25 protein-coding genes are annotated in these 22568 nt (G+C 64.1%); 10 read left to right on the plus strand and 15 right to left on the minus strand.

What is annotated here, in order from left to right; translation table 11 throughout:
• Positions 1-108: 108 nt before the first annotated feature.
• The 5 genes from pheT to hisN all read right to left on the minus strand — a co-directional run bounded on the left by pheT (position 109) and on the right by hisN (position 5209).
• The gene (gene pheT / locus ON00_RS11840) at positions 109-2472 is read right to left on the minus strand and encodes a phenylalanine--tRNA ligase subunit beta (RefSeq protein WP_010405998.1); all 2364 of its coding nucleotides are present in this window, start codon (positions 2470-2472) and stop codon (positions 109-111) included.
• A complete protein-coding gene (gene pheS, locus ON00_RS11845; protein ID WP_010405999.1) occupies positions 2469-3545 on the minus strand; it encodes a phenylalanine--tRNA ligase subunit alpha in 1077 nt (358 codons plus the stop codon). Before pheS ends, pheT begins: the two co-directional genes overlap by 4 nt.
• A gap of 174 nt (positions 3546-3719) precedes the next feature.
• Entirely contained in the window at positions 3720-4085 is a 366-nt protein-coding gene (gene rplT, locus ON00_RS11850) for a 50S ribosomal protein L20 (protein WP_010406000.1), read from the minus strand.
• An 18-nt stretch (positions 4086-4103) separates the two neighbouring features.
• Entirely contained in the window at positions 4104-4307 is a 204-nt protein-coding gene (gene rpmI, locus ON00_RS11855) for a 50S ribosomal protein L35 (protein ID WP_010406001.1), read from the minus strand.
• 119 nt (positions 4308-4426) lie between these two features.
• Positions 4427-5209, minus strand: coding sequence for a histidinol-phosphatase (hisN, locus tag ON00_RS11860; protein ID WP_010406002.1), 783 nt, complete (start codon positions 5207-5209; stop codon positions 4427-4429).
• Between the two features lie 175 nt (positions 5210-5384).
• Between hisN and ON00_RS11865 the strand changes: the two genes are divergently transcribed.
• A complete protein-coding gene (locus ON00_RS11865) occupies positions 5385-6434 on the plus strand; it encodes a GGDEF domain-containing protein (RefSeq protein WP_010406003.1) in 1050 nt (349 codons plus the stop codon).
• A gap of 367 nt (positions 6435-6801) precedes the next feature.
• The gene (locus ON00_RS11870) at positions 6802-8274 is read left to right on the plus strand and encodes a S41 family peptidase (RefSeq protein ID WP_083834101.1); all 1473 of its coding nucleotides are present in this window, start codon (positions 6802-6804) and stop codon (positions 8272-8274) included.
• A 3-nt stretch (positions 8275-8277) separates the two neighbouring features.
• Here the strand turns inward: ON00_RS11870 and ON00_RS11875 are convergent, their stop codons facing one another.
• Positions 8278-8799 carry a YciE/YciF ferroxidase family protein gene (locus tag ON00_RS11875; protein ID WP_010406006.1) on the minus strand — a complete coding sequence of 174 codons (522 nt, stop codon included), beginning with the start codon at positions 8797-8799 and terminating at the stop codon, positions 8278-8280.
• 227 nt (positions 8800-9026) lie between these two features.
• On the opposite strand from ON00_RS11875, the gene ON00_RS21335 reads away from it, so the two are divergent.
• Genes ON00_RS21335 through ung form a run of 3 tightly spaced genes read left to right on the plus strand, consistent with a single transcriptional unit; the run spans position 9027 to position 10179 of the window.
• Positions 9027-9155 (plus strand): hypothetical protein, encoded by a 129-nt coding sequence (locus tag ON00_RS21335; RefSeq protein ID WP_260591484.1) that lies wholly within the window; start codon positions 9027-9029, stop codon positions 9153-9155.
• A gap of 2 nt (positions 9156-9157) precedes the next feature.
• Positions 9158-9466, plus strand: a complete 309-nt coding sequence (locus ON00_RS11880) for a zinc ribbon domain-containing protein YjdM (protein ID WP_010406008.1) — start codon at positions 9158-9160, stop codon at positions 9464-9466.
• 8 nt (positions 9467-9474) lie between these two features.
• On the plus strand, positions 9475-10179 hold the full coding sequence (ung, locus tag ON00_RS11885; protein ID WP_010406009.1) for a uracil-DNA glycosylase: 705 nt from the start codon (positions 9475-9477) through the stop codon (positions 10177-10179).
• A 4-nt stretch (positions 10180-10183) separates the two neighbouring features.
• Here the strand turns inward: ung and ON00_RS19880 are convergent, their stop codons facing one another.
• Entirely contained in the window at positions 10184-10552 is a 369-nt protein-coding gene (locus tag ON00_RS19880) for a low affinity iron permease family protein (protein WP_010406010.1), read from the minus strand.
• Between the two features lie 182 nt (positions 10553-10734).
• On the opposite strand from ON00_RS19880, the gene ON00_RS11895 reads away from it, so the two are divergent.
• The 3 genes from ON00_RS11895 to ON00_RS11905 are packed head-to-tail and all read left to right on the plus strand — an operon-like array spanning position 10735 to position 11529.
• Entirely contained in the window at positions 10735-10983 is a 249-nt protein-coding gene (locus ON00_RS11895) for a type II toxin-antitoxin system Phd/YefM family antitoxin (RefSeq protein WP_010406011.1), read from the plus strand.
• Positions 10980-11246, plus strand: coding sequence for a Txe/YoeB family addiction module toxin (locus ON00_RS11900; protein WP_010406012.1), 267 nt, complete (start codon positions 10980-10982; stop codon positions 11244-11246). The genes ON00_RS11895 and ON00_RS11900 overlap by 4 nt, the downstream gene beginning before the upstream one ends.
• Positions 11247-11286: 40 nt before the next feature.
• Positions 11287-11529, plus strand: coding sequence for a ribbon-helix-helix domain-containing protein (locus ON00_RS11905; protein ID WP_010406013.1), 243 nt, complete (start codon positions 11287-11289; stop codon positions 11527-11529).
• 79 nt (positions 11530-11608) lie between these two features.
• On the opposite strand, the gene ON00_RS20590 is transcribed toward ON00_RS11905, so the two are convergent.
• From ON00_RS20590 to ON00_RS11935, 8 genes are all read right to left on the minus strand, one after another.
• The gene (locus ON00_RS20590; protein ID WP_154651319.1) at positions 11609-12622 is read right to left on the minus strand and encodes a hypothetical protein; all 1014 of its coding nucleotides are present in this window, start codon (positions 12620-12622) and stop codon (positions 11609-11611) included.
• Positions 12619-13071 (minus strand): DUF6932 family protein, encoded by a 453-nt coding sequence (locus ON00_RS20595; protein ID WP_154651320.1) that lies wholly within the window; start codon positions 13069-13071, stop codon positions 12619-12621. Before ON00_RS20595 ends, ON00_RS20590 begins: the two co-directional genes overlap by 4 nt.
• Positions 13072-13176: 105 nt before the next feature.
• Positions 13177-15090 carry a phosphomethylpyrimidine synthase ThiC gene (thiC, locus tag ON00_RS11910; RefSeq protein ID WP_010406015.1) on the minus strand — a complete coding sequence of 638 codons (1914 nt, stop codon included), beginning with the start codon at positions 15088-15090 and terminating at the stop codon, positions 13177-13179.
• Positions 15091-15327: 237 nt separating this feature from the next.
• Positions 15328-16344, minus strand: coding sequence for a ferritin-like domain-containing protein (locus ON00_RS11915; RefSeq protein ID WP_010406016.1), 1017 nt, complete (start codon positions 16342-16344; stop codon positions 15328-15330).
• Between the two features lie 43 nt (positions 16345-16387).
• Positions 16388-17401: a ferritin-like domain-containing protein gene (locus ON00_RS11920; protein ID WP_010406017.1), complete on the minus strand. Its 1014-nt coding sequence runs from the start codon at positions 17399-17401 to the stop codon at positions 16388-16390.
• 226 nt (positions 17402-17627) lie between these two features.
• Positions 17628-18500 carry a MipA/OmpV family protein gene (locus ON00_RS11925; RefSeq protein WP_010406018.1) on the minus strand — a complete coding sequence of 291 codons (873 nt, stop codon included), beginning with the start codon at positions 18498-18500 and terminating at the stop codon, positions 17628-17630.
• Between the two features lie 69 nt (positions 18501-18569).
• A complete protein-coding gene (locus ON00_RS11930; protein ID WP_029622763.1) occupies positions 18570-18974 on the minus strand; it encodes a DUF2141 domain-containing protein in 405 nt (134 codons plus the stop codon).
• Positions 18931-19731 (minus strand): sterol desaturase family protein, encoded by an 801-nt coding sequence (locus tag ON00_RS11935; protein ID WP_010406020.1) that lies wholly within the window; start codon positions 19729-19731, stop codon positions 18931-18933. Before ON00_RS11935 ends, ON00_RS11930 begins: the two co-directional genes overlap by 44 nt.
• A gap of 91 nt (positions 19732-19822) precedes the next feature.
• On the opposite strand from ON00_RS11935, the gene crtY reads away from it, so the two are divergent.
• Together crtY and ON00_RS11945 are read left to right on the plus strand one after the other, a co-directional pair.
• On the plus strand, positions 19823-21016 hold the full coding sequence (gene crtY / locus ON00_RS11940) for a lycopene beta-cyclase CrtY (RefSeq protein WP_029622764.1): 1194 nt from the start codon (positions 19823-19825) through the stop codon (positions 21014-21016).
• Complete coding sequence (locus ON00_RS11945) at positions 21013-22518, plus strand: phytoene desaturase (RefSeq protein ID WP_010406022.1); 1506 nt, start codon at positions 21013-21015, stop codon at positions 22516-22518. The genes crtY and ON00_RS11945 overlap by 4 nt, the downstream gene beginning before the upstream one ends.
• Positions 22519-22568: the final 50 nt, after the last annotated feature.

The following is a 22568-nucleotide window of genomic DNA, read 5'->3' on the forward strand; positions in this document are numbered from 1 at the left end:
CCGGGGCCCAGGAGCGGGCCGGGCATGGCGAGCGCCTTGCCCTATTACCTCGACCCGTCCTGCTGGGCCCCGGCCTTCGCCGGGGTGGATGCGGGGTGACGCTCGGCCTTACCCCCGCAAGCTCGCGCCCAGCTTCGCCGCCGCCGCCACGACCTTGTCCGCCACCGCCTTCAGGTCCGCCTCGGTGAAGCTCTTTTCGCCCGGCTGGAGCGTGACTTCGATCGCGATGCTCTTGTGGCCAGGCTCGACGCCGGTGCCGGTGAACACGTCGAACACGCGCGCAGCAACGATTGCGGCTTTGTCCGCGCCGCGTGCCGCCCGCACCAGCGCGTCGCCCGACACGCTGTCGGGCACGAGGAAGGCGAAGTCGCGCCGCACCGCCTGCAATGCCGGTGGTGCATAAGCCGCACGCGCGAAGCTCGACGCGCGTTTGGGCGGAATCGCATCGAGATACAGCTCGACCGCTGCGACCGGGCCATCCACGTCGAAGGCACGCGTGGTCAGCGGGTGGACCATGCCGAACGCCGCCAGAACGGTCTTCGGTCCCAGCCGCAGCGTGCCCGATTGGCCGGGATGCCAGGCGTCGCCAGCGTCGCCCATCACTTGCAGATTGTCGACCGGTGCGCCTGCCGCGGCCAGCAGCGCCAGTGCCTCGGCCTTTGCGTCAAAGGCGGTGAACAGGCTCGCTTTGCCATTCTGCCAGCCGCGCGGCCGCGCCTCGCCCGCCAGCACCACGCTCAGCGTCGGGCGTTCGCCGTCGCTGAGATAGCGCCGCCCAAGCTCGAACAGGCGCACGCCGCCCGCACCACGCTTCAAATTGCGCTCGGCTGCCGACAGCAAGCCGGGGAGCAGCGACGGGCGCATCACCTTCAGCTCTTCGCTGATCGGGTTGGCGAGCGTCCAGGTGCCGCCGCCGATCGCCTCGGCCTGGGATTCCGACAGGAAGCTCCAAGTGATCGTCTCGTTGAGGCCGCGCGCGGCGGCGGCGCGGCGGACGCGGCTTTCGAGTCTTTGCGCGGGCGTCGCGGTCGGCTTGGCGACCCCCGCCGCGCGCGGCAGCGGGGTTGCCGGGACCGAATCGATCCCGACGATGCGGATCACTTCCTCGACCAGATCGGCCGGGCCATCGACATCGCGGCGCGCGGGCGGTGGCAGGACGGTCCAGTCGGCCTCGACCGCGAAGCCGAGCGCGGTCAGGATCGCGCGCTGACGCTCGGGCGCAACCGCCAGACCGCCGAGCGTTTCGGCGCGGGCCGGATCATAAGCGATGCGCTTGCGCGTGGTCGGCGGGGTGCCGGCATGGGTCGGCAAGCTGGCCGTGCCACCACACAGATCGAGCACCAGCCGCGTCGCGATCGCCAGGCCCTGTTCGAGGAAAGCCGGATCGACGCCGCGCTCGAAGCGCGCGCGCGCGTCCGAGGTGAGCAGCAGCGCCTGGCCGGTGCGGGCAATGCCGTCGGGGTCGAAATAGGCGCATTCGATCACCACATCGGTCGTCTCGGGGGTGACGCCCGAATCCTCGCCGCCCATGATGCCGCCAATGTCATGCACGCGGCCTGCGTCGGCGATGACGGTCATCGTCTCGGCCAGCGTATAGGTCTTGCCGTTGAGCGCGAGGACTTGCTCGCCCGCCACCGCCTTGCGCGCGACGAGGCCGCCCGACAGTTTGGCGCGATCATAAACGTGCAAGGGGCGGCCGAGATCGAACATCACATAATTGGTGATGTCGACCAGCGTCGAAATCGACCGCTGGCCGATCGCGGTCAGGCGGCGGCGCATCCATTCGGGCGCGGTGCCGTTGGTGAGGCCGGTGACGCTTTGCGCGTAGAAAGCGGGGCAGCCTTCGGCATCGTCGGTGCGGACATCGGGGCCTGCGCCTGTGCCTTCGACGGGCGCATAAGCGAGCGGCTTGGCGGTGCCGAGCCCGGCGGCGACCAGATCGAGCGCGATGCCGCGCACGCCCATGCAATCGGGGCGGTTGGGCAGGACGTTGATTTCGATCACCGGATCATTCAGCCCGGCATAATCGGGATAGGCCATGCCGATCGGCGCATCGGCGGGCAGCTCGATGATGCCGTCATGGTCCTCGCCCAGTTCCAGCTCGCGCGTGGAACACATCATGCCGTTCGATTCGACCCCGCGAATCGCCGCGACCTTGAGCACCATGCCGTTCGACGGCACCGTCGCGCCGGGGGAGCCGAACACGCCGACGAGGCCTGCGCGGGCATTGGGCGCGCCGCACACGACCTGGAGCGGGCCGTCCCCGGCATCGACCGAGAGCACCTGCAACTTGTCCGCCTGTGGGTGCGGGGCGGCGCTCAGCACCTTCGCCACGCGGAAAGCGGCGAGCTTGGCGCCCGGGTTTTCGACGCCTTCGACTTCGAGGCCGATGCGCGTCAGCGTCTCGACGATCGTCTCGAGCGAGGCGTCGGTGTCGATATGCTGCTTCAGCCAATCGAGCGTGACCTTCATGCGCCGACTCCCTGGCTCAGCGTGGGCACATCGAGTGCCGAAAAACCGTAATGCTTCAACCAGCGCGCATCGCCTTCGAAGAAGGGGCGCAAATCATCCATGCCGTATTTGAGCATGGCGAGGCGATCGACGCCGACGCCGAACGCGAAGCCCTGCCACTCGTTCGGATCAAGCCCGCACGCGGCAATCACCTTGGGGTGGACCATGCCGCTGCCGAGCAGCTCCATCCAGCCCTCGGACCCGCCGAGCACGCGGCGGCCCTTTTCCATCGTCCAGCCGACATCGACTTCGGCCGAAGGCTCGGTGAAGGGGAAATAGCTCGGGCGCAGGCGGAGCACGATGTCGTCACGCTCGAAAAAGGCCTTGAGGAAGGTCTCGAGCGTCCATTTGAGATGGCCGAGCGTGATGCCCTTGTCGATCACCAGTCCTTCGATCTGGTGGAACATCGGCGTGTGCGTCGCATCCCAGTCCGAGCGATACACGCGGCCCGGCGCGATGATGCGGATCGGCGGTTCCTGACCCATCATCGTGCGGATCTGCACCGGCGAGGTGTGGGTGCGCAGGACCTTGGCTTCTTCGCCCTCGCCCGCCCGTAGATAAAAGGTGTCGTGCATCGCGCGCGCGGGATGGCTCTCGGGCATGTTGAGCGCGGTGAAATTGTGCCACTGATCCTCGATCTCCGGGCCCGTCGCGACCGCGAAGCCCAAGTCGGCGAAGATCTCCGCCATTTCGTCGAGCACCTGGCTGACCGGATGCACCGACCCTTGCGGTGCGGCGTCGGCCGGGAGCGTCATGTCGAGCGTTTCGCGCGCCAGCCGCGCGTCGAGGTCTGCGCGGTCGAGTGCGGCTTTGCGCGCGGCGATGGCGGTGGTCACCGCCTCGCGCACGCCCTGGATGCGCGGGCCCTGCACCAGCCGCTCGTCGGGCGACATGCCGCCCAGCGTCTTGAGCAAGGCGGTGATGCTGCCCTGCTTGCCGAGCGCCTGAACGCGAATGCCATCCAACGCCTCCAGCGTGGCGGCCGCCGCGATCGCGGCGAGCAGGTCCGTCTTCATGGGGTCGAGGTCGGTCATCGCGTGTCCGTTCGTGCTGAGCTTGCCGAAGCACCGGTCTTCGTCAGGGGGCGTTAGAAGAAACAACCGGGCTTCGACAAGCGTAGCCCGAACGGCGAGGCGGCGGCCCCAAAAGAAAAAGGCGCCGGTGTTGCCACCGACGCCCCAATCCTTGTGCCTCGCAGCAGGTCGCCTTTAGGCGGCCTGGGGCAGAGCCGCCTTCGCCTGCGCGATGATGGCGCTAAACGCGGCACCTTCGTGCATCGCGATGTCGGCCAGCACCTTGCGGTCGAGCTGGACACCGGCGAGCTTCAGGCCGTGCATGAACACGCCGTAGGTCAGGCCTTCGGCGCGGACCGCTGCGTTGATGCGCTGGATCCACAGAGCGCGGAAGTTGCGCTTCTTAACCTTGCGGTCGCGATATGCGTACTGGCCGGCCTTTTCGACGGCCTGGCGGGCGATACGGATCGTGTTCTTGCGACGGCCATAATAGCCCTTCGCCTGATTGAGGATCCGCTTGTGCTTAGCGTGGGTGGTTACACCCCGTTTGACGCGTGCCATTCTTTAATTCCTTTCCGCTCAGCCGAGACCGTAAGGCGCCCACGCCTTGACGGTTGCCGTATCGGCCTTCGACAGCACCTTGGTGCGACGGTTCTGGCGGATGTACTTGGCGTTGTGGCTCATCAGCCGGTGGCGCTTGCCCGCGACGCCGTGCTTCAGCAGGCCGCTCGCGGTGAGCTTGAAGCGCTTTTTAACGCCGCTCTTCGTCTTGAGTTTGGGCATTTTCGTCCTTTCAGTTGTGCGACGATCTATGAACGGCCACGGCAGCCCATATCAGCCGGGCAGTTCTTCTTACGCGCAGGAAGGCGGGCCCTTACCGATGAGTCGCGCAAAACGCAAGATCAATGGCCGCGACAAGCGAGCAGCTCGAGAATTTCCTCGATCCGCGCGGGGTCGCCCGCAGCGATCACTTCACCAATCGAATCGCCGGTGAGCGGATCGCCCGACCAATCGCACATCCGCCCGCCCGCGCCCTCGACGATCGGGACGAGCGCTGCGAAATCATAGATTTTGAGCTGCGCTTCGACCACCACGTCGAGCCACCCGCTCGCCACGCACCCGTAATTGTAGCAATCGCCGCCGAGCACCGTGCTCATCACCGCCGCATCGAGATGCTCGAACGCATGGAGCTGGGTATCGTCGAACAAAGCCGGCGAGGTGGTCGCCAGCAGCGCCTTGGCGAGATCCGGGCAGCGCCGCGCGACGGCAGGTGCCCCATTGAACACGGTCGGGCGGCCCATCACGCCCAGCCAGCGTTCGCGCAGGATCGGCTGGTCGATCACCCCCATCATCGGCCAGCCTTCGATCATCAGCGCGATCAGCGTGCCGAAGATCGGGCGACCGGAGATGAAGGCGCGCGTGCCGTCGATCGGATCGAGCACCCAGGTCCGCCCCGACGTGCCATCCTTGGTGCCATATTCCTCCCCGATGATCGCGTCGGCGGGAAAGGCGCGTTCGATCAACGCGCGCATCGCCCCCTCGGCAGCTCGATCGGCCAGCGTCACGGGCGAAGCATCCGATTTTGCCTCCAGGCCGTGGTCGGTCCGGTAATACGGGCGAATGGCAGATCCGGCGGCATCGGCAAGGGCCGCCGCAAGGGCAAGATCGGTGTCGGTAACGCGCATCGCGCTTGCGTAAACCGGCCGGTCGCGTTGCGCCAGCCCGCAGGCCTCGGTTTTCCGCTCGAAATGCCCCGATCGCGCGTGCGGTCACGCTATATTAGCAGTTTTGCCCTACCTCCTTCCCGCAGGCAGAGCGGGCTATCAAGCGACGCTCTGCATAATTGGGGCCGATGGAGCGATGGGGGCAGCAAGGGAGGCGAGGCTGATTGCGGTCGAAGAGCGCGCTGACGCCGTCTTTGATCGCATTCGCGCGTTTTTGACGCTGCACCGGCTGGGCCCAGACCCGGTCCATTACGCTTTTGCCTATCACGTGATGACCAACCCGACGGGAGCGCTGGCGCGATCGGTCGCCACGCTGACCGAGGGTGGTATTCGCCTTTCTACCCGCGATATTGAGGCCTTGGGCGGCGGTCTTGCGCACCAGAACCCGCCGCATTGGGGGGAGACGCTGTCCCACCGGGGCGATGATGACGTCGCCGCCCGGCTGGTCGCGCAGACGCAGATGCACGTCGAAGGCTTTAGCGACATGATGCGCTCGATGCAGGCTGAAACCGCCGATTTCGGGCGGGATTTGGCCGCCAGCGCGAATGCGGTGCGCGGCGCTGCCACCGGGGCCGATGTCGTGCGCTTGGCCACCGTCATGCTGGACCGCGTGCAATCGGCCGAGTCGCGCCTGGCCGCCGCGACTCGCGAAGCCGAGCAATTGCGAGCGAAGCTCGAGGAAGCACGGGGCGATGCGCGGCGCGATCCATTGACCGGCTTGCCCAATCGCCGCGCGTTCGAAGAGGCGTTTTCCGAACAGTCTCTCACCGGGCAGCGTCTGTGTCTGGCGGTGTGCGACGTCGATCGCTTCAAGCGCGTCAACGACCAATTCGGTCACTCGGTCGGCGACCGCGTATTGCGCGCCATCGCTGCGGCCCTGCGTGAGGCGTGCACTCGCCATTTCGTCGCGCGGTACGGGGGCGAGGAGTTTGTCATTCTGTTCCGGGGCGACGACGTGGAGGACGCGCGCGCGACCCTGGAAACCGCCAGGGTCGCGGTGGCGGCCAAGCGCTACCGGATCCGCGAAACCGACGTTCCGCTTGGTGCGGTGACCTTTTCGGCGGGGATCGCGGTCGCCGAGACGGGCGAGCCGCTTTGCTCGGTTTTTGGGCGCGCCGACCGGTTTTTGTATCTGGCAAAAGAAAACGGTCGAAACCAGCTCTGCAGCAACGGCACATTTTACTAACAGTTGGAGTTATAGACCAACTACGCAGCGCGTTGGTGGATCAACGGTCCACTATACTCTATATAAATCAGTTATTTATCGAATTGGCACGCTCCCTGCAGTTCCCTTGGCGTTGGCGATCGGATGGTCCGCTTCGCCACGAAAAAGGGAAAACTATCATGTCCATTCGTTTTGAATCGCTGTCGCGCATCGCCTTTTCGCTCGCCGCCGCCGTCGCTTTCACGGTCGTTCTCGCGTCCACCGCAGTGTCGCTCTCCCCGATCGCATGATCGGCGGGGGCGGCGCCTGTCGCTAAATCTTTTGATTGGCGCGCTTTACCGCGCCCACCGCGCGTGGCACCCTCCCGCGCAACGACAAAGAGGTGGGTATGATCCGTGTGCGCGTCCCAACGGTTCTCTTTAGCCTGATCGCATTGCTGTCCGCCTGCGGCGAGGGGGGCGGCACGTCGAGTGGATCGACCTCAACCCCGACCACGTCCACCCCGACCCCTACCCCTACCCCGGCAAGCACCGGAACCTGTTCGTTGCGGGATCGGCAGGATTGGGCGGCGGCGCAATTGCGGGAATGGTATCTCTTTCCAGACACCTTGCCGAGCACGCTCGACCCGACACCCTATACCACCGTTGGGGATTATATCGACGCGCTGACCGCGACCGCGCGGGCGCAGCGCAAGGACCGCTATTTTACCTATCTGACCTCGATCGCGTCGGAGAACGCTTATTATAATTCCGGGTCCAGTGCGGGCTACGGCTTCCGCCTGACGCTTGACCCCACAGCGGGCCGATTGTTTGTCGCGGAGAGTTTTGAGGGGGCACCGGCGCTCGCCGCCGGGCTGGACCGCGGCACCGAAATCCTCGCGATCGGCACCAGTGCGGGGAACCTCCGCACGGTGTCGGCGATCCTTGCAGCCGAGGGCAGCGCCGGGCTCAGCACTGCGCTCGGGCCGGACACGTCTGGCACGAGTCGCACGTTTCAGGTGACCGACTCCGGCGGCACACGCACCGTCTCGATCAGCAAGGCCGATTATGCGCTGACGCCAGTGTCCAGCCGCTTTGGCGCGCAGATCCTCAACGACGGTGGACGGCAAGTCGGCTACATCAATTTGCGCACCTTCATCTCGACCGCCGATCCGGCGTTGCGCAGCGCCTTTGCGTCGTTTCGCGCAGCGGGCGTGACCAATATCATCATCGATTTGCGCTACAATGGTGGCGGGCTGATCTCGATTGCCGAGCTGATGAGCAATTTGCTCGGCGCGAACCGCTCGACCTCGGAGGTGATTGATTACACCACCTTCCGGCCTGAGAAATCGGCGAACAACATCACGGCGATGTTCGCGCCGCAACCGGAGTCGGTCGCGCCGACCAAGGTTGCGTTCATCGGCACTTCCGGCACCGCGTCGGCGAGCGAATTGGTGATCGCCGCGCAAATCCCCTATCTGCACGCCAATGCCGGGCTGATCGGCACCAATACCTATGGCAAGCCGGTCGGCCAGATCGCGCTCGACCGCTCGCAATGCGACGACCGTCTGCGCGTCATTGCCTTCGCGCTGCAAAACGCCAATCATCAGGGGGCCTATTATAACGGCCTGGCGGGTACGGTGGAGGCCAGTTGCCAGGCCGATGACGACTTGACCCACCCGATGGGCAACCCGCAGGAACGGTCGACGCGCGCGGCGCTCGACTATCTGGCGGGGCGCAGTTGTACGGCTGTTACCGCCACGGCCACGAGCGCGTTGCAAAGCGGGCAGGCCGCACGCGTCGCGACGCTGCGGCAACCGATGGAGCTGCTGTCGCCCGAACGCCCCGGCACCATCCAGCGGGAGGTGCCGGGGGCATTCTAGCCGCTATTGCGCCGAAACGGCATCCTCGGCGGTGAGGTTCACCCGGCTCGTTGCCAGGTCGGTCAATTTGTCGTCGGTCGCATATTCTTCGTTGAGCGTTTCCTGCAGGATCGCGGCAACATCGGTGCGACCGAGCTGATTCGCCCAGGCAATCAACGTGCCGTAGCGCGTGATTTCATAATGCTCGACCGCTTGTGCCGAGGCGATCAGGGCCGCGTCGAGCACCGCTTTGTCGGCAATGTCGCCGGCAACTTCATTGGCTTCCTTGATGATGCCTTCGATCGCCGGGCACGTCGCCCCCTTCGGCTGCTCGCCGATCAGGTCGAACACTTGCTCCAGGCGGCGCACCTGACCCTCGGTCTCGCGCAGATGCTGGTCGAAGCCCGCCTTCAGCGTACCGTTGGTCGCCTTCTCGGTCATCTTGGGGAGCGCCTTCAGGATTTGATGCTCGGCATAATAAACGTCCTGCAACTGGTGCAGGAACAAGTCCTCGAAGGTCACAATGTCTTTGGTGAACAATCCCATAGCATGTCTCCTAACGCGTTTTTCGGGGGCGGTACGCCGGGCGCGAAGGGGGGCACGCCCGGCGTCTGCCATCAACGGCGCGCGCGCGCAGAGGTTGCTGGCTGGGCCCGGAAATCATGTTGACTTCGATCAAGCGACGCTCTTTTACGGCGCGCGAATTGATGCGGGTCGCGGCACGGTTTGGGATTAAGGTCGCGCGGGGCCTTCCGCCCCGGTCAGGAACCGCAATGGCCAAGAGCCAGAAGAAGTCGAACAAGGAAGTGCGCAAGCCCAAGGCCGAAAAGGCCCCCAAGGCAAACGCGTCCAACCCAACCTCCAAGGGCCAGCCGGTGGCGATGGTCAACATCAAGGGATGAACATGACGGGCGACGACGAGACCTTCGTCTATGATGAAGCGACGGGCGAATGGGTCGCGGCCAGCGCGGCGAGCACGGCGGCGAGCGAGGATGACGCGGTGGTGGTGCGCGATTCGGTTGGCAATGTGCTGGCCGATGGCGACCAGGTGACGCTGATCAAGGATCTGACCGTGAAGGGCGCCGGGCAGACGCTGAAGCGCGGCACGCTGATCAAGTCGATCCGCCTGACCGGCGACGCGCAGGAAATCGACTGCCGCTACGATGGCATCAAGGGCCTCGTGCTGCGCGCCGAGTTCGTCAAGAAGCGCTGAGCTTTCCGATGGCGGAGCGCGCGATCAAGCTGCATCCGAGCTGGCGCGAGCCGCTGTCGGCGGAGTTCAAGCAGCCCTATATGCAAGCGCTCAAAGGCTTTCTCGCGGCCGAGCGGGCGGCGGGAACGCCGGTCTTTCCCCCCCCTGCCGCCTGGTTCCGCGCGCTCGACCTGACCCCGCGCGAGGACGTGCGCGTCGTCATATTGGGGCAGGACCCCTATCATGGCGCGGGGCAGGCGCATGGCCTGTGCTTCTCGGTCCAGCCCGGCGTGCGCCTGCCGCCGAGCCTGCGCAACATCTATAAGGAACTGGAGGCCGATCTTGGCATTCCGCCCGCGCGCCACGGCTTTCTGGAGGCATGGGCCAGCCAGGGCGTGCTGCTGCTCAACGCCGTGCTGACGGTGCGCGAAGGGGCGGCTGCTTCGCATCAGGGGCAGGGGTGGGAACGCTTTACCGACGCCGTGATCCGGCTGGTGGCGGAAAGCCCGGAGCCGACGGTGTTTATGCTGTGGGGCGCGCATGCGCAGAAGAAGGCGGCGTTCGTTACCGACGTGGCGCAGGGCAGGCGGCATCTGGTGCTGAAATCGGCGCACCCGTCGCCTTTGGCTGCCCATAATGGATTTTTCGGCAGCCGCCCGTTTTCGCGGGCGAACGCGTTCCTGGTGGCGCATGGCCGCGCGCCGATCGACTGGGCGTTGCCGCCAGCCGCTTGAACGCTCAGCAAGGTTTCCCCTCGGTCGGCACGCGGCCAGTGCGGCGCAGCGCCTCCAGTTCGTCCTCGGTCTTGCGCTCGATCCCGGCGAGCTCGTCGCGCGCGCCGCTCTTGGCGAGGATCAGCTCATCGATCTTCATGTGCAAAGCGGCTTCCGAACGCTTCTGCTGGTTGAGCACCATCTGCGTCAGCGTGATCGCCAGCACCGACAGGATCAGCGTCAGCATATTCTCGCCCGCCTGGCCACTGACCAGAAACCACACCCCGCAAAACAGCGCGACCGTCGCGATTGCCGCCGGATGCCCCGCCAAATTGGCCCCGCGGTCCGAGACGCGGCACCCGAGCAGATAGAGTTTATGTGCAAATGTCGCCATCGTAACGATCCTCTCGCCGCCTTGAACGCGTCACGCGGACAACGGTGCCATCGGCATGGGGATAGCCGACCGTGGTCAGCACCACCCGACTGGCTGACGAGAGGGCGGGCGCTAATTGGCAAGGTCGCTTCGCGGCGGCCGGAAATCTTGACATTGGACAAGGTTTTGTCCATAGTTTGGCGATGCAAGCCGTATCCTATTCCGAAGCGCGCGAGAATCTGAAGGCGATGATCGACAAGGTCGTCGCCGACCGCGCCCCGCTCGCCATCACGCGCCAGCGTGGCGAGGGGGCGGTGCTGGTGTCGGCGAGCGAATGGGCGTCGATCGAGGAGACGCTGTATTTGCTGCAGTCGCCCAAAAATGCCGAGCGCTTGCTGGAGGCGGTGCGCGGCTTCGAGGCGGAAGAGCCGAAGGCCGTGCCTTTCCCGTGAACGTGGCGTTCTGGCCGACGGCGTGGGAAGATTACCGCCACTGGCAGGAGCAGGACGCGAAGATGCTCGACAAGCTCCACACCCTGATCGAGGAATGCCGCCGCCACCCGTTCAAGGGCACCGGCAAGCCGGAGCCGCTTGGCGGAAATCTGTCGGGCTGGTGGTCGCGGCGGCTCGGTTGGGAGCAGCGGCTGGTGTACCGGGTGGCGGGGAGCGGGGCTGCGCAGACGTTGCAGGTGGCGCAGTGCCGGTATCATTACTGAGGTGCTTGTCGGTCTTGTCCCATCAGCGTATCTTTCGGCGATGGCGCAGCTCAACGTCTTCCTTCCCGACGATCTCCAGCGCTGGGCAGACGCGCGCGCTGTCGAGGGCGGGTTCAGTAGCACCAGCGACTATATCTGCGACCTGGTGCGGCGCGACCGGGAGGATGCCGAGAAGCTGGTGGCGTTGCGGGCGGCGATCGATGAGGGGCTGGCGTCGGGCGTGAGTGACCGGACCATCGAAGACATCATCGCCGATCGCAGAAAGCGGGACGGCTTGGCTTGACGTCCGTCACGATCAGTCGTGACGCCGACGCCGATCTCGACGGCATCCATGATTACAACGTTGCGGCATTTGCCGCCCTCTATCCCTTGAGCCAAGGCAATGGAGGACTGTCATCTCCGACAAGATAGGCGTCCTCGGGAGCATGCTTAAGTATCTCCAAATTGAGAACCGACAAGAGCCGGGGTATACCATCCGCCGTCCTCTCAACAAGACTTCTCACCCGAACGTATGAGCCAAGAAGGTCGCGCGCTCGAACATCCGGCAAATCGCGATATGCGCATCGCACATCCCGAATTTGGTGATTGTCGATTCCGCGGAGGTCAAATCGATGTGCGTCAAGGTCGATTTCGCGAACATACCCAGACAGCTGTAATTCTTCACCGTGAATTACCGGTCTTATGAGGGACTCTCGAATTGCCCTCCTATGCTCGATCGTCAATCGAGCAGGTTTTTCTATGTCGCCGCTAATAGATAATGCGTCTATCCCGCGACGACCGCTCGGCGCGAGACGTTGAACAGCAAGAAGAGCGGCATCCCTCACCCGAGGGTCCGAGATTTGCTCCGAAACCTCTTCCAGTTTTATTTCCTCCTGATCATTCTCAACTAAGTGAGCCACTAAATCGATCTGACTTAATGCTTTGCGGGTCGAAACGAACATCGTGTCGCGCTCTTTTAGAAGCGGATAGTTACCCTTTTTGTCAGTTTCCGCTGCCATGCCAAAGATAAGGCTTCCGCGAGATATCCCGCTAAGTGAAAGATCCAGGGATGACGGAGACACGCGGCCATCAGACCAGGTTCCCAATATAACCTTTGTAAGATCAGTGATTTGAGAAGTGACTGTCTCAAATATAGACGTAATTAGCTGCATTCGCGGTCTATCGGTGAATGCTTCACCCTGTAGGCGAAATATAATATCAGAACGGTCCCGTAGATCGGCAAGTGGAAGGTCTATAGTATAAATACGCTCTAGCGTATTGTACAAATCATCAATGCCACCAAAGGAAACCTCAGGATCAAGGTGGGTTTGGAGGGCTGCGATCTCGCGGACGAGCAGTCTCGCTTGCCTCTCAAGTTGTTGTTTCCACGAAGTCATATCGTGATCCTCAACAGCCCTTTCAGAACGCCAAGAGGAGCCCCACGATCTAGTGCTTCTTCTGGTCTAAGATATTGGAAATAAGCAGAAAAGTTATTTCCTCTATCTTCTACCGTCGGATATAAATCAACGCGGTATTGTTCCTTCAATTCTCGGTGTAGTGGCTGCCAAGCTCTAATCCACTCCCGTTGATTTCGCTCTGTGAGATTTCCGATCATTGCCACTGCATCAATATCACTCGGCAGCGCCTTGTCCGTTACGAAACTTCCGTCAACGATAAGGCTCTGAATCGGGGGCATCGTTCTTAACCAATCTAGTGACCGCTCCAGGCCGCGGACAAGGGACGCACGATGATCATTGAATGCCAAGCGCCGCGCAATTTCTCCAAAATCGGAATCATGAATTCCTTCGGGGAGCAGGCCAAATTCGTTCCAATCTGGAATAGCCATAATTGCGCTTATATCCCCCCGTCGACTTACTGTAGTACTTTCTATTACTAATCAATAAATCGCAAAGAGAGATTGCAGGAGGGGGGAGGTCGAAGTCAGACCATGTCAATCCCGCTCCCGCCCGCCAGCGCCAATGTAAAGCTCGCGCCCTGACGCATTGTACAGCGCGCTCATCTCCTCCATCCCCTTGATCGCCGCAGCCTTGCTGGCTGCCGCGGTCTCGGCACCGGTCGGGCCGGTGGCGATGAAGCCTTCGACGCCCTGATTCTGCTTGCCCGCAAAATCGCGCACTTCCTGCGTGATCTTCATCGAGCAGAATTTCGGCCCGCACATCGAGCAGAAATGCGCGGTCTTGGCGCCTTCGGCGGGGAGCGTCTGGTCGTGATATTGTTCGGCAGTGTCGGGGTCGAGCGACAGGTTGAACTGGTCGCGCCAGCGGAAATCGAAGCGGGCGCGGCTCAGCGCATCGTCGCGCAGCTTGGCGGCGGGGTGGCCCTTGGCGAGATCGGCGGCGTGCGCGGCGAGCTTGTAGGTCACCACGCCGACTTTCACGTCGTCGCGGTCGGGGAGGCCCAGATGCTCCTTGGGCGTGACGTAGCAAAGCATCGCAGTGCCATACCAGCCGATCATCGCGGCGCCGATGCCGCTGGTGATATGGTCATAGCCGGGCGCGATGTCGGTGGTGAGCGGCCCCAAGGTGTAGAAGGGTGCCTCGCCGCAGACTTCGAGCTGCTTGTCCATATTCTCCTTGATCTTGTGCATCGGCACATGGCCGGGGCCTTCGATCATCACCTGCACGTCGCTCTTCCACGCGCGGTGGGTGAGTTCGCCGAGCGTATAAAGCTCGCTGAACTGCGCTTCGTCATTGGCGTCGGCGATGCTGCCGGGGCGCAGGCCGTCGCCGAGGCTGTAGGCGATGTCATACGCCTTCATGATCTCGGTGATTTCGTCGAAGCGTTCGTAGAGGAAGCTCTCTTTGTGGTGCGCGAGGCACCATTTCGCCATGATCGAGCCACCGCGCGAGACGATGCCGGTGACGCGCTTGGCGGTCATCGGGATGTAGGCGAGCCGCACGCCGGCGTGGATCGTGAAGTAATCGACGCCCTGTTCGGCTTGCTCGATCAGCGTGTCGCGGAAGATGTCCCAGGTCAGGTCCTCGGCAATGCCGCCGACCTTTTCGAGCGCCTGGTAGATCGGCACGGTGCCGATTGGCACGGGGCTGTTGCGCAGGATCCATTCGCGCGTGTCGTGGATGTTGCGGCCCGTCGAGAGGTCCATCACCGTGTCCGCGCCCCAGCGGATCGACCACACCATCTTGTCGACTTCGGCGGCGACATTGCTGGCGACCGCGCTGTTGCCGATATTGGCGTTGATCTTGACCAGGAAGTTGCGGCCGATCGCCATCGGCTCGGATTCGGGGTGGTTGATGTTGTTGGGGATGATCGCGCGGCCCCTCGCGATCTCATCGCGGACGAATTCGGGGGTGACGTAATCGGGGATCGACGCGCCGAACGACTGGCCGTCGCGGATCAGCTGTTCCTTGGCGGCGGCGCGGCCGAGATTCTCTCGGATGGCCACGTATTCCATCTCGGGCGTGATGATGCCGCGCCGGGCATAATGCATCTGGCTGACGTTCGCGCCCGCCTTGGCGCGCAAGGGGCGCTTCACGACATTGGGATATTGCGGGACGCCGGCCGAGCGATCGGGGCCGGTGAGGCCGTTATCCTCGGGGCGGATTTCGCGGGCGTCGTAGGATTCGACGTCGCCGCGCGCGAGGATCCAGTCGCGGCGCAGCTGCGGGAGGCCGCGGTTGATGTCGATGTGCGCCTTGGGGTCGGTGTACGGGCCCGACGTGTCATAGACGCGCAACGGGGCTTCATTGGCCGAGGGTTCGAGCACGATCTCGCGCATCGCCACGCCCAGGCCCGGAATGTTGGGCGAGGGCACGTGGATCTTGCGGCTGCCACGGATGGCGCCGGTGGTGACGCCGATTTCGGTACGGGCGGGGATGTCGGCCATGGTGTCGCTCCAAAGACTCGGAATGGAGCGAAAACGGAAACCCACTGCGGACACCGCTCCCTCCCTCCGCCCGTGCTAACGGGATCAGGTTCAAACGGGTCGTGGCACCCGGCACCCATGAAAGTAGTACTTTCATGGGAACCCTCAGCCACCTCTCAGCTGCTCAGGCGCAGCCCCCCGGGGAATGGTGTCAGTGTAGGCGCATTGGCGGTGGCTGCAAAGCCCCGTAATGCAGGCTTAGTTGGCCGCGCTGGTCTTGATATTGCCGTTTACGCCGCCGGGGAAGAAGCCGCCGCCGACCACCGCATTCTTGTTGAGATACAGCACGTTGAGCACCTGGCCCGCCGTGCGCGCGAGCGCGAGGCCGTTGCTGTCGAGCGGAGAAATGTTCGACGTGACCGAATCGCCGACAATGCCCTGGTCGAGATCGGTCGATCCGTCGAAAGCGTCGCGCGCATTGCTGATCAGACCGGCATTGGTCAGCAGCGACGGGGTCGAGACCGAGCCCTTAGCGTAGAGCACGGTGCGGATCAGACCGGCGTGATACGACGTGGTGGCGTGAATGCCCGCCGCCGCATCGATCAGCAAGGTGGTCGCGATCGTCGATTGGCGACCGGTATAAGCGGTGACCACCACGTCCTCCAGCATGAACGCCGCCAGCAGGAAGTTCTCGTCGCTGGCATAAGGATCGAACGCCGCGCCTGCTGCGACGACGGTTGCCGCCTGCGCCAGCGCGCTGAAGGCACCGCTCGCGCTGCCATCGATGTTGATCGCAGGCTGCGCCACCGTCGCCGCACCCAACGCCGAGCGCAGGAACGCGACATGCGCGACCTTGTCGGCGGCGATCTCGCGCGCATATTGCGCGACCAGCGGATCGGTGAAGGTCACTTGCCGCCCGCCCGTTACCGCGCCCTGCACGGTCTGGTTGCCGTCGCCCTTGGCGATCAACGCGGTGGGCAGGCCCGCGCCGGTTACCGCGACGGTGTAGAATTGCGCCTGGAGATAGGCGAGGTTGAGCAGGAAGTTGAAGCTGTCCTGATCGTTCAGCGTGTCGGTCGAGCTTGGGCTTGGCGTCGGCGTCGAGCTGTCGGTCGCGCTCGGGGTTGAAGTGCCCGAACCGCCGCAGGCCGAAAGCAGCGCACTGCCGCCGAAGGCAAGCGTCGCCACGCTCGCGCTGCGCAGGAAGTGACGACGCCCGGCGCGGCGGCGCTCTTTGGGATCGGGGGCTGGCACGAGGATATCGCTGTCGTTCACGGTAACTCTCCCATACGGGCGAAGGCAATAAAGAAGGCGGCGCTCAGTTGGCCGCGCTGGTGACGACCGTGGCATTGAGGCCGTTCGGATAGAACCCGCCCTTCGTCACCGCCAGGCTGTTGAGATAGAAGATGTTGAGCACGTTCGCCACGAGCCGGCCATAGGCGATGCCATCGGTACCGGCGGGCACGATGTTCGATGCGGTCAAGCCATTGAGCGCCGCAAGCTGGCTGTTGGCGATCACTGCGGGCGAAATGCCGACATCGTCCTTGGTCGTTCCATCCAGCGTGTCGCGGACCGCAGAAATGGCATCGGCCTGGGTGCGCAGCGTGGCGGTCGTGGCACCCTTGGTGTACAATACGGTGCGGATCAGTGCGGCGTGATGCGCGTGCGCGGCGAGCAGCCCGGCCCCGGCATCGCGATAGGCCGGGGTGGAAATCAGCTGCGCCGCTGCCTTGTACGCGGTGACCACGACATCTTCCAAGAAGAAGGCCGACAGCAAGAAGTTCTCGTCGCTGGCAAAAGGATCGAACGCCACGCCCGAGGCGACGATGTTGGCGGCACGCATGGCCAGGCTGAAGGCGCTGGTCGCGGTGCTGCCGAGATCGATCGCGGGCTGAGCGACGACGGCGGTGCCCAGCGTGGTGCGCAGGAAGGCGACTTGCGCTGCCTTCTCATTGGCGATCTCGCGCGCATATTTCGCGACGAGCGGATCGGTGAAGCTGACTTGCTTGCCGCCGGTCACGGCACCCACGGTGGTGGTGCTGGCGCTGCCGGGGGTAAGCTGGGCGCTGGGCAGGCCTGCTCCGGTGACCGCGAAGGCATAGAATTGCGCTTCGAGATATTCGAAATTGAGCAGGACGTTCAAAAGGTTGGTGTCGCTGGTGGAGTCCGCCATGGCGCGCGAGCCAAGCGTTACCGCTGCGGCACCCACGGCGGCGATGGCCCCGGCACCAAGCGCGGTGCGGAAGAATTCGCGGCGTTCGCTACGCTGTTCGGCACCCGCTTCGAGTCGCTCGTGCAGCTGTGCGCCGGAGTCCTGGGGGAGATCGGTCATGCGGGCGAACCCTCTTTATCGTGAAACGGGCCTTCTGGCGCAGGCTGCGTGGCACCTCGGGCGTGGCGACGCAAGACTGGATTTCGCAGCCTTGATCAAGTTTGCGCCAGTTAGAGCGAGTTACGACCAAGCGAGCGTGCTTTGTCGGCCACACGCAAACGACCCGGCAGACGCGCCACTGCGCCTCTGCGCCTCTGCCGGGTCGATCAGTCTATCGGGGGCTGGTTCAGAAGGTGTAGGCGAGCCCGACTGCGCCCAGCCATTGATTGGGCGAACCGGCGATGCGGGTGACAGGACTGTAGGAGAAGTCACCCAGTTCGCGCGAATAGCTGCCGCCGGCCAGGACCTTGAAGCCGTGGAGCAGATTTCCGGTAAGCGAATAGGTGACAAACCCGCCCGCCGAATAGCTTTTCCAGCCGCTATGCGCGTTATACGTCGGCAGGCCGCTGGCCAGCGCCTGGGTGGGGGTGATGCTGAAATAGCTGTCGGCATAACCCTGCCCGACATGCTGGGCCGAGGCATAGAGACCAACGGCCGCCTTGGTGCTGACCGGGGTGAGATAGGTGAATTGCGGTTCCCAAATGTCGCTGCGGTGGCCGCCGGACACGCCCTTGCGATAGCTGACCGACACCGACACCTTGTCGTATTTGCTGGTGATCACCCCGGTCTTGCCAATCCCGACATAGCCGCCAAGCTCGATCGCGGCGCCGCGTTTGCCCAGCGCGCGAATGCGGGGGTCATCGATGCTGGAGAGGCTCGAGCGATCGAAATTGACCACGCCGACTGGGCCCAATTGCAGATCGATCGTCTGGCCGGGGCGGTTTGGGATCACATCCAGGCTGGCCCGGTCGCCGATGACCGAGAAAGCGAAGCCCTTGACCGAACCGATCACCACCGGCGCGGGCGTGAAGCGATAGGTCTTCGACCCTTCATAATCGGGAAAATACGCCCCGCCGATGCCGACCGTGACGCTATCCTTGTCGAAATCCGCAGCGATTTGATCGCGTTCGGATGTCGCTGGACGCTCCTGGGCGATGGCAGGGGCAGCACCGGCGAGCAACAGCGCGGCGGCGGAAAGGTATAAACGGCGGTTGATCACAAGCAGCTCCGAGAAGAAGATTTGGCGGGTTAACGTCCTCGCGACCCGTTTAGCTCCGTTATAGCCCGATCAGAGCAAGTATCGCATGCGCACCTGTTGCCGATCGGCATCACCTGTCAGCGTGAAGCGCGCCGCCGCAAAGCGCGGCGGGCCGAAGCTGATCGGCGGGTTGCGCGAAAAGCCAAAGCCTTCGCGCGGGATACCGGCAAAGGTATCGAGCTTCTTATTGCCATTCTCGTCATGGATCACCGCAAGCGCATAGCCGCCCGGCGGAAGCCCGTCGAAATGGAGGCTGTTGGCGCTCGCCGGGATCGAGCGCGTCACCGCCTTCGCATCGTCGATACAGGCCGGGAAATTGGTGGGGTCGGCGGTCAGGCAGACGCGCACCATGCCTTTATGCGAGCGCAGGTTGGCGATGTCGACCGCGAGATCAGTCGTCGCGACCGCCCCCGACAAGGAGAAGAGCAGCCCCATCGCCGCGCCGCCGACGCCGGCGAGCCTGCGCATGGGCGCGGGCAAAATCGCCGATGCCCTTGTCGGTACCGCAGAGGCGGTCCCAGAAACGGAAATAAAGCCCATAATTTCCCCGATACAGATCGTGGTGCCGCTGGTGATGGCTCGCGGTAATCACCCAGCCGCCTAATCGACCGGCCCACATGAACCGGGGGAAAATCTCCCACCCCATATGATTGGTTACCCCCATAACCGTCATGATGCCCAGCACCAAGCCCAGTGCGCCGATGTGGATGGGAATCCCGAGCGTCAGTAGCGGAATTATCACAGCGCCGGTGACCGCCTCGATCGGATGGAACGCCATCGCGGCCCAGGCGGTCGGCGGGCGGCTGTCATGATGCACCGCGTGCGCGATGCGAAACACGCGCGGCAAATGCATCCAGCGATGCGTCCAGTAGAACCAGGTGTCGTGCGCGAACAGGTAGAGCAGCACCGACAGCGGCAGATACCATAATGGATAAGCATGCACGTCGCGGTAAATCCGCGTCCAGCCATGCTCTTGCCAGCCCCAGGCCAGCACGCCGGCGGGCACGCCATAAATGAGCGCAGAGGCCAGGCTCCAGCCGATTTCGCGTCGGATCTGCGGGGAAAGGCCGTCATACAGCCCCGGATGGCGCGCGCGCGTCGCCGCCGCGAACACCCCCGACACGAGCAGGTAGCGCACGCCGACGATCGCCGACATGGCGAGCGCGGAGGCGACGATGGCGAGAGCGATCATGCAACGGCTGTAGCGCGTATGGCGGCCCGCGTCAGGCGGTTTCGGTGTGCAGCGTGCTTGCGCGCTGCGGCGTTTCGGCTATCGCTTGGCGATGCCTTCGATCATCCCCTGCGATATCGCCATCGTCGGCGGCGGGCTGGCGGGCGGGCTGATCGCGCTGGCCTTGGCCAAGCAGCGGCCCGGCCTCGACGTCCGCATCGTCGAGGGATCGGACAGCATTGGCGGCAATCATTTATGGTCGTTCTTCGCCACCGACATCGCGCAGGACGATCGCTGGCTGGTCGCGCCGCTGATCTGTTATGGCTGGACGCATTATGACATCGCGTTTCCGGCGCATCGGCGCACGCTGAAAAGCGCTTATTATTCGATCGAGTCCGAACGGCTCGATGCGGTGGTGCGCGCCGCCCTCCCGTCCGAGGCGGTGATGACCGGGCGCAAGGTGCTTGCCGCCAGCCCGACGGCGGTGGTGCTGGCCGATGGCGACCGGATCGAAGCGAAGGGTGTGATCGATGCGCGCGGATCAGGCGACCTCGCTTTGCTCGATCTTGGCTGGCAGAAGTTCGTCGGGCTGGAATTTGCGCTGGAGGAACCGCACGCGCTGTCGGGCCCGATCGTGATGGACGCGACGGTCGACCAGATCGACGGCTATCGTTTCGTCTACACCCTGCCTTTGTCGGCGACGCGGCTGTTCATCGAGGATACCTATTATAGCGACACGCCCGATCTGCACCGGCCCCAGCCCGGCACGGGCAGCAATGCCGACCCGATCGCGGATCGCGTGCGGGCTTATGCCTCTGCGCATGGCTGGGCGACGCATAGCGCGACGCGCGAGGAATGGGGCGTGCTGCCGGTGGCGATGGGCGGCGATTTCGAGGCCTATTGGCAATCGGGCGGCAACAAGGTGGCCAAGGCCGGGATGCGCGCCGGGCTGTTCCACCCGACTACGGGCTATTCGCTGCCCGATGCGGTGCGCCTCGCCGCGCTGATCGCGCGGGCGAGTGATCTGTCGGGCGCGGGGTTGCACACGCTGACGCATGATTTCGCCAGAAGGACGTGGCGGGCGCGCGGCTTCTATCGTATGCTCGACAAGATGCTGTTTCGCGCCGCCGGCCCCGATGAGCGCTACCGCATTCTCGAACGGTTTTACCGGCTCGATCCGCAGCTTGTGCGGCGCTTCTACGCAGGACAATCGACGATGATGGACAAGGCACGGATTTTGACCGGGAAGCCCCCTGTGCCGATCACGCGGGCATTGCGCGCGATCCTCGGGGGGAAACCGGCATGAGTTCGGCGGCACTACGCGGCACGCCGCGCCGCGCGATCGTTATCGGGGCGGGGTTTGGCGGGCTCGCGCTCGCGATCCGGCTGCAATCGGCCGGGGTCGAGACGACCATCGTCGAGGCGCGCGACAAGCCGGGTGGCCGCGCCTATGTGTGGGAGAAAGACGGCTTCGTGTTCGATGCCGGCCCGACCGTGATCACCGATCCGCCGTGCCTGCAGGAATTGTGGGCGCTGACCGGGCGCGACATGGCCGAGGACGTGACGCTGGCACCGGTATCGCCCTTCTACCGGCTCAACTGGCCGGACGGTGTCAATTTCGATTATTCGAACGATGAGCCTGCGCTGCGCGCCGAAATCGCCAAGCTCAATCCGGCCGACGTTGCGGGCTATGCCAAGTTCCTGGAATACTCGGCCGGGGTCTATGAGGAGGGCTATCGCAAGCTCGGCTCGGTCGCGTTTCTCGATTTCGCGTCGATGATCAAGGCGGCCCCGGCGCTTGCCAAATATCAGGCGTGGCGCTCGGTCTATTCGATCGTCTCATCTTATGTGAAGGACGAGCATCTGCGCCAGGCGCTGTCGTTCCACACGCTGCTGGTGGGCGGCAACCCGATGAACACCAGCGCGATCTATGCGCTGATCCACAAGCTCGAAAAAGACGGCGGCGTGTGGTTCGCAATGGGCGGCACCAACCAGCTGATCGCCGGGATGGTCAAGCATTTCGAGCGGCTGGGCGGGGTGTTGCGGCTGAACGATGCCGCGGTCGATATCGCCACGCTGGGCGACCGTGCGACGGGCGTCACCACCGCGAGCGGCTGGCACCAGGATGCCGATATGGTCGCGTGCAACAGCGACATCATGCACAGCTATCGCGACTTGCTCAAATCCTCGCGCAGTGCGCAGCGGACCAAGACCGGGCTGGCGCGCAAGCGCTATTCGCCGTCGCTGTTCGTGGTGCATTTCGGGATCAAGGGCACCTGGCCGGGCATCCCGCACCACATGATCCTGTTCGGGCCGCGCTATAAGGGGCTGCTCGCCGACATTTACGATCATGGCGTGCTGCCGGAAGACTTCTCGCTCTATCTGCATCATCCGACCGTGACCGATCCGTCGATGGCGCCCGAGGGGCATTCGACCTTCTACGTGCTGGCGCCGGTGCCCAATCTCGGCAAATTCCCGGTCGACTGGAACGAGATCGGGCCGATCCTGGAGAAGCGCATCCTCGATGAGGTCGGGCGGCGGTTGATTCCGGATATTCACGAGCGGATCGTCACCAAATTCCATTATGCGCCCAATGATTTCGCGCAGGATCTGAACGCGCATCTGGGCAGCGCCTTCTCGCTGGAGCCGATCCTGACGCAGAGCGCGTGGTTCCGCGTGCACAATCGCGACGACCATATCCCGAACCTGTATTTCGTCGGCGCGGGCACGCATCCGGGGGCCGGGATTCCGGGCGTGGTCGGGAGTGCCAAGGCGACGGCGGCGTTGATGTTGGAGACGGAACGGTGACGATGCAGAATCTCCCCTCCCTGGAAGGGAGGGGTCGGGGGTGGGTCGGC

This window comes from Sphingomonas echinoides ATCC 14820 (genome assembly GCF_000241465.1).
Lineage (GTDB): Bacteria > Pseudomonadota > Alphaproteobacteria > Sphingomonadales > Sphingomonadaceae > Sphingomonas > Sphingomonas echinoides.

What these genes read in the sequence shown, in the direction of transcription:
- pheT (WP_010405998.1), bottom strand. Translation starts at nt 2,472, where the DNA reads ATGAAGGTCACGCTCGATTGGCTGAAGCAGCATATCGACACCGACGCC.
- pheS (WP_010405999.1), bottom strand. Translation starts at nt 3,545, where the DNA reads ATGACCGACCTCGACCCCATGAAGACGGACCTGCTCGCCGCGATCGCG.
- rplT (WP_010406000.1), bottom strand. Translation starts at nt 4,085, where the DNA reads ATGGCACGCGTCAAACGGGGTGTAACCACCCACGCTAAGCACAAGCGG.
- rpmI (WP_010406001.1), bottom strand. Translation starts at nt 4,307, where the DNA reads ATGCCCAAACTCAAGACGAAGAGCGGCGTTAAAAAGCGCTTCAAGCTC.
- hisN (WP_010406002.1), bottom strand. Translation starts at nt 5,209, where the DNA reads ATGCGCGTTACCGACACCGATCTTGCCCTTGCGGCGGCCCTTGCCGAT.
- ON00_RS11865 (WP_010406003.1), top strand. Translation starts at nt 5,385, where the DNA reads ATGGGGGCAGCAAGGGAGGCGAGGCTGATTGCGGTCGAAGAGCGCGCT.
- ON00_RS11870 (WP_083834101.1), top strand. Translation starts at nt 6,802, where the DNA reads ATGATCCGTGTGCGCGTCCCAACGGTTCTCTTTAGCCTGATCGCATTG.
- ON00_RS11875 (WP_010406006.1), bottom strand. Translation starts at nt 8,799, where the DNA reads ATGGGATTGTTCACCAAAGACATTGTGACCTTCGAGGACTTGTTCCTG.
- ON00_RS21335 (WP_260591484.1), top strand. Translation starts at nt 9,027, where the DNA reads ATGGCCAAGAGCCAGAAGAAGTCGAACAAGGAAGTGCGCAAGCCCAAG.
- ON00_RS11880 (WP_010406008.1), top strand. Translation starts at nt 9,158, where the DNA reads ATGACGGGCGACGACGAGACCTTCGTCTATGATGAAGCGACGGGCGAA.
- ung (WP_010406009.1), top strand. Translation starts at nt 9,475, where the DNA reads ATGGCGGAGCGCGCGATCAAGCTGCATCCGAGCTGGCGCGAGCCGCTG.
- ON00_RS19880 (WP_010406010.1), bottom strand. Translation starts at nt 10,552, where the DNA reads ATGGCGACATTTGCACATAAACTCTATCTGCTCGGGTGCCGCGTCTCG.
- ON00_RS11895 (WP_010406011.1), top strand. Translation starts at nt 10,735, where the DNA reads ATGCAAGCCGTATCCTATTCCGAAGCGCGCGAGAATCTGAAGGCGATG.
- ON00_RS11905 (WP_010406013.1), top strand. Translation starts at nt 11,287, where the DNA reads ATGGCGCAGCTCAACGTCTTCCTTCCCGACGATCTCCAGCGCTGGGCA.
- ON00_RS20590 (WP_154651319.1), bottom strand. Translation starts at nt 12,622, where the DNA reads ATGACTTCGTGGAAACAACAACTTGAGAGGCAAGCGAGACTGCTCGTC.
- ON00_RS20595 (WP_154651320.1), bottom strand. Translation starts at nt 13,071, where the DNA reads ATGGCTATTCCAGATTGGAACGAATTTGGCCTGCTCCCCGAAGGAATT.
- thiC (WP_010406015.1), bottom strand. Translation starts at nt 15,090, where the DNA reads ATGGCCGACATCCCCGCCCGTACCGAAATCGGCGTCACCACCGGCGCC.
- ON00_RS11920 (WP_010406017.1), bottom strand. Translation starts at nt 17,401, where the DNA reads ATGACCGATCTCCCCCAGGACTCCGGCGCACAGCTGCACGAGCGACTC.
- ON00_RS11930 (WP_029622763.1), bottom strand. Translation starts at nt 18,974, where the DNA reads ATGGGGCTGCTCTTCTCCTTGTCGGGGGCGGTCGCGACGACTGATCTC.
- ON00_RS11935 (WP_010406020.1), bottom strand. Translation starts at nt 19,731, where the DNA reads ATGATCGCTCTCGCCATCGTCGCCTCCGCGCTCGCCATGTCGGCGATC.
- crtY (WP_029622764.1), top strand. Translation starts at nt 19,823, where the DNA reads ATGCCTTCGATCATCCCCTGCGATATCGCCATCGTCGGCGGCGGGCTG.
- ON00_RS11945 (WP_010406022.1), top strand. Translation starts at nt 21,013, where the DNA reads ATGAGTTCGGCGGCACTACGCGGCACGCCGCGCCGCGCGATCGTTATC.